General features: G+C 41.4%; 7 protein-coding genes. 1 reads left to right on the top strand and 6 read right to left on the bottom strand.

Translation table 11 applies throughout. The features are described 5' to 3' along the window. The coding region (locus F3G76_RS01725) for a methyl-accepting chemotaxis protein (protein WP_223227392.1) at positions 1–538 on the top strand (538 nt) is incomplete at its 5' end. Positions 539–866: 328 nt separating this feature from the next. Here F3G76_RS01725 and modD read toward each other — a convergent pair. The 6 genes from modD to F3G76_RS01695 are packed head-to-tail and all read right to left on the bottom strand — an operon-like array spanning position 867 to position 6141. Further along, positions 867–1700 carry a ModD protein gene (gene modD / locus F3G76_RS01720; RefSeq protein ID WP_149705738.1) on the bottom strand — a complete coding sequence of 278 codons (834 nt, stop codon included), beginning with the start codon at positions 1698–1700 and terminating at the stop codon, positions 867–869. 1 nt (position 1701) lies between these two features. Further along, entirely contained in the window at positions 1702–1959 is a 258-nt protein-coding gene (locus F3G76_RS01715; protein ID WP_009293953.1) for a hypothetical protein, read from the bottom strand. Between the two features lie 10 nt (positions 1960–1969). Then, a complete protein-coding gene (locus tag F3G76_RS01710) occupies positions 1970–3433 on the bottom strand; it encodes an alanine/glycine:cation symporter family protein (protein WP_149705737.1) in 1464 nt (487 codons plus the stop codon). A gap of 14 nt (positions 3434–3447) precedes the next feature. Next, positions 3448–5538, bottom strand: coding sequence for a heavy metal translocating P-type ATPase (locus tag F3G76_RS01705; protein WP_411160707.1), 2091 nt, complete (start codon positions 5536–5538; stop codon positions 3448–3450). After that, positions 5507–5827, bottom strand: a complete 321-nt coding sequence (locus tag F3G76_RS01700; protein WP_012001864.1) for a hypothetical protein — start codon at positions 5825–5827, stop codon at positions 5507–5509. The genes F3G76_RS01705 and F3G76_RS01700 overlap by 32 nt, the downstream gene beginning before the upstream one ends. Next, a complete protein-coding gene (locus tag F3G76_RS01695; protein ID WP_009293949.1) occupies positions 5827–6141 on the bottom strand; it encodes a magnetosome protein MamC family protein in 315 nt (104 codons plus the stop codon). Before F3G76_RS01695 ends, F3G76_RS01700 begins: the two co-directional genes overlap by 1 nt. Between the last annotated feature and the right edge of the window lie 4 nt (positions 6142–6145).

The raw sequence follows: 6145 nt of genomic DNA, 5'->3' as shown, positions 1-6145 counted from the left end.
TCTAGCTGAGTCAGTTTCTAAAGTAGCAAGCTCAGCAAACACTCAAGCAAATAGCTTACAAGAATCAGCAGCTGCAGTTGAGCAAATGTCAAGCTCAATGAATGCCATATCTCAAAAGACAGCTGATGTTATAAGACAAAGTGATGAGATTAAAAACATCATAACTATCATTAGAGATATAGCAGATCAAACAAATCTTCTAGCTCTTAATGCAGCAATAGAAGCAGCAAGAGCAGGAGAACATGGCAGAGGATTTGCCGTTGTTGCTGATGAAGTAAGAAAACTAGCTGAAAGAACTCAAAAATCACTTGGTGAGATAGAAGCAAATACAAATGTCCTAGCTCAATCAATAAATGAGATGAGTGAATCAATAAAAGAGCAAAGTGAAGGCATAAACATGATCAATCAATCAGTTGCTCAAATAGATAATCTAACAAAAGAAAACGTTGTAATTGCTAACCAAGCAAATGAAGTAACATCAGAAGTAGATGAGATGGCTAAAGCTATAGTTGAAGAGGTTAGGAAGAAGAAATTCTAGCTTTTTTATCCAAAGGGGGACAAGGGGACTCGAGTTACGAGGCCGTCCCCTTATCCCCCTTTTTAAATCCCCTAAACCCCTCGCACGTTAGAGGTGCATGCTTCAGTGCTTCGCACTGCATGCAGTTTATCCTAAAAAGCTTACTTTTAATTTTAAAATTCCACTCACCCCTAAGAATTGACTACTAAAATTTGGCTTCTCTTAGCGCTTAGCTCAAATTTTAGAGCCTAAATTACTCGTTCATGAAATTTTAAAATTTTATAGACGCTTACTAAAATACTCGGCAGAATTAGAGATATTTATTATATGTATTTTTATATGCAAAATTTTACAAAATTTCAAGTCTTGCACTGATGTCAGCAACGCCTTTTGAATACATCGCAGAAGTGACTATCGCATCAGCATTTGCATAATCTTTTGCATTTAATAAATTTACGCCGCCAGCTGCTAGTATCATAGTATTTGGTGAAATTTCATCTCTTAAAGCTAGAACGTTTTTTATAAGCTCTGGGCTAAATTTATCACACTGCACGACGTCGCATTTTGCTTTCAAAAGCTTGCTTGCTTCGTCTAAATTTTCAGCCTCGACGCAGATCTTTCGCTCGACCATTTTGGCTTTAAATTCTGGCAAATGCGATAGAAATTTATCAAAGCTAGCGTAGGCTTTTATGTGGTTTTTAAAGAAAAGAACGCTGTCGCTAAGTCCAAGTCTGTGCATACCTCCACCGCCTTCAAGCACGGCTTTTACGCAAAATTTCTTTGCAAATGGGAAACTCTTTCTGGTTGCTAAGACTTCGCATTTTTCATTGACGCTTTTTACAGCTTTTGACATTTTGCTTGTGTAGGTTGCGATGGCGCTGGCGTATTCTAATGCGACTTGGGCTAGTTTCCAAGCCTTATGCACATCTTCGTAGCTACCATAAATTTTTATGATCACATCGCCAGCCTTGCAAATTTGAGAGTTTTTGACAAAAATTTCGCTCTCGCAGCTAAGTAGCCTTGCTATGCTTGCTGCTACATCTACGCAGCTAACGCAAATTTCATCACGCGAGTAAATTTCAAGTGAGGCTTTTTTATCGATATCTTGAAGCGACGTTGTGAGGTCAAAGTAGGGTAGATCCTCATTTATGTAGTCTAAAATTTCAGCGTCGCTTAGTCTCATTTTATGCCTTTTTTGAAGCGGTTTTTGCTTTTACGATCATCTTTTTAAAGATGCCGTTATCGTAAAGTCCAGCGTGATAAAGCGCAAAGCATGTAAATGCGATGCCAGAAGCTACGTGGAATTTTTTAACAGATCTATTTTTCATAAAAAGTGCGCTTAGGCAAACAGATGCCAAAGTGACACTCATGCCGACCTTTGCTACTTGTCTATGGGTGTTTAGGTCTAGTAGTTTGCCGCTTATCTTTATATCTTTTCCCAAATTTTCTCCTTTAGTTTTTGCTCCAGCAGCTTGTATTTTTGATGCCTAGACTCTCTGGGTCAAATTCTGGATTTTTACCAGCCTTTCTTTGTGCTTCGTAGTCTTTTATCGCTATTATCACCACTTTTGAGAGTAAGAAAATGGCGATGATATTTATCGTAGCCATAGCTGCCATCGTGATATCAGCGATATTCCAAGCTAGTTTTAAGTTCATCTGAGCGCCTATAAATATCATAATCACTGCTGTGATCTTAAATGCTAGAGTTAAATTTTTGCTTTTTGTTAGAAATTTCATATTTGCCTGGGCGTAGTAGTAGTTGCCGATGAGCGATGTGATGGCAAATAGCACTACTGCAAGGGTCGTAAAGTGTAGTCCAAAGTCGCCAAAATACTCTTTCATCGCTGATTGAACGAGAGGTAGGGCGGTTAGCACTTCGCCACTTACTCCAGTTTGTTTTGTAAGATATGCCTGAGAAAAAAGCACGATCATACCAGAGGCGACGCATATCGTCATATCGATAAAGACAGCCATTGCTTGCACTAGCCCTTGTTTGACTGGGTGGCTTGTGTGCGCCGCAGCCGCTGCATTTGGCGCTGAGCCCATGCCAGCCTCGTTTGAGAAAAGTCCTCTTTTTATACCTATTACGATCACGCTTCCAGCAAATCCACCAAAGATCGCTTTAAAATCAAAGGCGCTTTCTATGATCATCTTGATGACGGCTGGAATTTCTTTGAAATTTAAAACGATCGCGATGATAGCTAGTAAGATGTAAGTAAGCGCCATGAAAGGCACGATATATGAGCTAACTTTGCCGATGATGTGGCTCTTGCTAAAAAACATCACAGCCGTAAATGCTGTAAGGATAAGTCCGATGCCAATAGGCAAGCCACTTTGTGCAAAGGTGATGTTGCTGCCTGCTTTGTCGTAGTAAATTTCAAAAGCAGAGGTCATGGTGTAGCTTTGAAGCCCATTAAAACCATAAGCATAGGTGATGATAAGAATGATGGCAAACAAAGAGCCAAGCCACTTTATGCCAAGCCCATTTTTGATGTAATAAGCCGGCCCGCCTTTAAAGCCAAAGACATCTTTTGTCTTATAAATTTGAGCCAAAGTGCTCTCGATAAAGGCTGAAGCTGAGCCTAAAAACGCCATCAAACACATCCAAAAAAGTGCCCCTGGACCACCTGCGACGATGGCAGCTGAAATTCCGGCAATGTTGCCGATGCCGACACGTGAAGCAGTCGAGATCATCAGCGCTTGAAACGGAGTTAGATGGTGCTTGTTATACCTGTCCTTTTTTTCTACCAGAACTCTGCAAGCTTCAAAGAACATCCTAAACTGCACAAAACGGGTAAGGTAGCTAAAGTAAATTCCTGAAGCTACAAGGATGATAACCAAAAAATATCCATATAAAAAGTCGTTGGCTACATCCATTTTGCCGTTTAAAAAGTTTAAGAAATTCTCAAACACCATCTATCCTTTCAAATTTATTTTGACTTGATCTTCACGCCCTTCATTGAGTTGAGCAGAAGCCAGATCGTCGTGCCATTGTGAAGCATGGCAGTTGCTATTGGATTTAGCATGCCAAGCGTTGCGGCACTTAGTATGACTGTATTTACGCCAACGGTTGAGCGGAAATTTGAGCTAATTAACTTCATAGTTTTATTAGCAAGCTCTTTTGCAAGCGCTACGCTCATGATGTCATCTTTTAAAAGGCTTATATCAGCTGTTGCTTTAGCGATATCAGCACCTTTGTGCATGCTGATGCCAACATTTGCTTTTGTTAGGCTTGGCGCGTCATTTATGCCATCACCTACAAAAGCGACCTTTTTGCCCTCACTCTTTAGCTCTTCGATGATCGCTGCTTTATCAGTTGGCAAGCACTCAGCATAGACCCTGTCAAGCCCCAGCTCGCGCGCTACCTCTTCAGCTTTGCTCTTTATGTCACCACTTAGCATAACTATCTCTTTTACGCCAAGATTTCGTAGTTTTGCCACCATATCTTTAGCGTTTGCTCTCATATCATCTTTCATGGCTATGACGCCAACAAGCTCTTTGTCATATCCTACATAAAGCAAGGTTAGTCCGCTTTGTAAAGCCTTATTTATGAGCGTTTCGTGAGCTTTAAAGCTTATCATCTCATCATCTTCTAAAAAGTGCCTACTGCCGATAACGACCTCTTTGCCGTGCATCGCAGTTTTTACGCCGTGAGCTACGATAAATTCAACCTCGTCGTGGTGAATATGGCTAAATCCACGCTTGTTTGCAGCCTCAACTATCGCTTCAGCCACAGGGTGGAAGTAGTGCTCCTCGGCACTTGCGGTTAAATTTAAGATATCAGCCTCTGAAAATCCATCTTTAAAAGAGTAAATTTCAACCACGCTTAGGCGTCCGTGAGTTAGAGTGCCGGTTTTGTCAAAGACAAATGTATCGACCGAGCTTAGAGCCTCGATCGCCTTTGCGCCTTTTATGAGGATGCCGTTTCTGCCAGCTTTTGAGATGCTTGACTTAAACGCAACTGGCGTAGCAAGCTTAAGCGCGCAAGAGTAGTCAGCTTGAAGCACGCTAGCAACGCTGTTCATATTTTTGTTTATAACATATGAAAGCCCAGCAAGAGAGAGTGTGACTGGCACTAGCTTATCAGCTAGTTTTAGAGCTTTTACGCCGATGGCTGATTTTTCATTAAGTGAAGTTTGGATGTACTCTTTGATCCTTGCGGTTGCGGTGTCGCTACCTACGTTTTCAGCCCAAATTTTGATCCTGCCCTCATCGACAACAGTACCACTTATGACGCGGTCGCCTCTAGCTTTTGCTACTGGTTCTGCTTCTCCAGTCATTGAGACTTGATTAACATCAGCATTGCCCTCGACGATGTAGCCATCAACGCCTATCGTCTCGCCAGCTCCGACTACTACGATGTCGCCTTTTTTTAAATTTTCGGTTTTTACCTTTTCAAGCGTCTTTTCACCGTTTAAATTTCGCTCGACCCAGACCTCTTCGATGTTTGGTTTGGCTAGCTCTTTGATGAGATCATCGCTTCTGTGGCTAGCACTTTCTTCCATGTATTCGCCGATATTTATCATCAAATTTGTGCTATTTGCAGCCAAATGATCACCCATTGCAAGGCTTGTGCCAATAGCAGTTGCCTCGAGCACTTTTGAGGTGATGCCCTCATGCCTTAGTTCTTTTGCACCTTCTATTAAATTTGGAGCTGTGGCGTAAAGAGTCACGGCTGATTTTAGAGTTTTGTTGCTCATAAATGGCGTTACACCAAGTGCAGCAGCAGCTTTGTAGATATTTGCTTTGCTAGGCAGGCTCTCATCTTTTGGCTTGGTTGGAAAATCATAGCTTTTTATAAAATCTAAAATTTTCTCATAGCTCTTATCAAACTCGACGACGATGCTTTTTGCGTATTTATTTACACGCACGCTTTTTGCATCGGTTCGCTCTGAGATCGCAGCCTCGATGGCGCTGACATCGCTTCTAGCGTTTAGGCTCTCGCAAATAAACCTCGCTCTATTTTTGCTCTTGTGAGCTAGAGTGACCTTATTTTTGTGAGTCAAGTTCTGCTTTGACATCTTCAAAACGCTCTTTTAGTTCTTCTATACCAGCGTTTATTAGCTCGCCACCTTTGATGATCGCTTTAAATACGCACTCTTGTGCTTTTGGATTAGTTAGCACATAAGCTGCTATGCCGCCTAAAAGTAGGCCTTTTACAAAGCCAGCTGCGTTAAAATTTTCAGGTACAAATGGTAAATTTTGAGCTGCATTATTTATCGCATTATCAACCGCACTTGGCTGAGTTGCTGCTGCGTCATTTGCTGCTACTTCGTTTGCGTTTTCTTCATTGATATAAGGGTTATTCATTATTTACTCTCCAATTTTATTAGTTCTTCAGCTATCAAAAGACCGCCGATGCCAGCTGCAGTAAAAGCTGCTGCGTTTAGATATTTTTTTTGTGCTATCAAATTTGAAGCGTGAATGCCAACAGCACCTACAAAACCGCCAGTTACTGCGTATTTTGCTATCTTTTTAGCGACGTCTTTTTTAGTTGCTCTGTTGTTTAGATAGTCGCTAAAGCCAAGCGCAGCCGCACCCATGCCAGCGATCAAGGCTCCACTGATGAAGTGATCAAATGGAAGTCTTGTGTTTGAAAGTGTAAAAAGACTATTTTCTTGCATTCTC

This window comes from Campylobacter concisus, assembly GCF_902460575.1.
GTDB lineage: Bacteria > Campylobacterota > Campylobacteria > Campylobacterales > Campylobacteraceae > Campylobacter_A > Campylobacter_A concisus_AW.
The sequence above is the reverse complement of the archived record's forward strand: the minus strand, read 5'-3'. Positions and strand labels throughout refer to the sequence as shown.

Coding starts and splice junctions, on each gene's coding strand:
- modD (WP_149705738.1), bottom strand. CDS start 1,700: ATGAGACTAAGCGACGCTGAAATTTTAGACTACATAAATGAGGATCTA.
- F3G76_RS01710 (WP_149705737.1), bottom strand. CDS start 3,433: ATGGTGTTTGAGAATTTCTTAAACTTTTTAAACGGCAAAATGGATGTA.
- F3G76_RS01705 (WP_411160707.1), bottom strand. CDS start 5,538: ATGTCAAAGCAGAACTTGACTCACAAAAATAAGGTCACTCTAGCTCAC.
- F3G76_RS01700 (WP_012001864.1), bottom strand. CDS start 5,827: ATGAATAACCCTTATATCAATGAAGAAAACGCAAACGAAGTAGCAGCA.
- F3G76_RS01695 (WP_009293949.1), bottom strand. CDS start 6,141: ATGCAAGAAAATAGTCTTTTTACACTTTCAAACACAAGACTTCCATTT.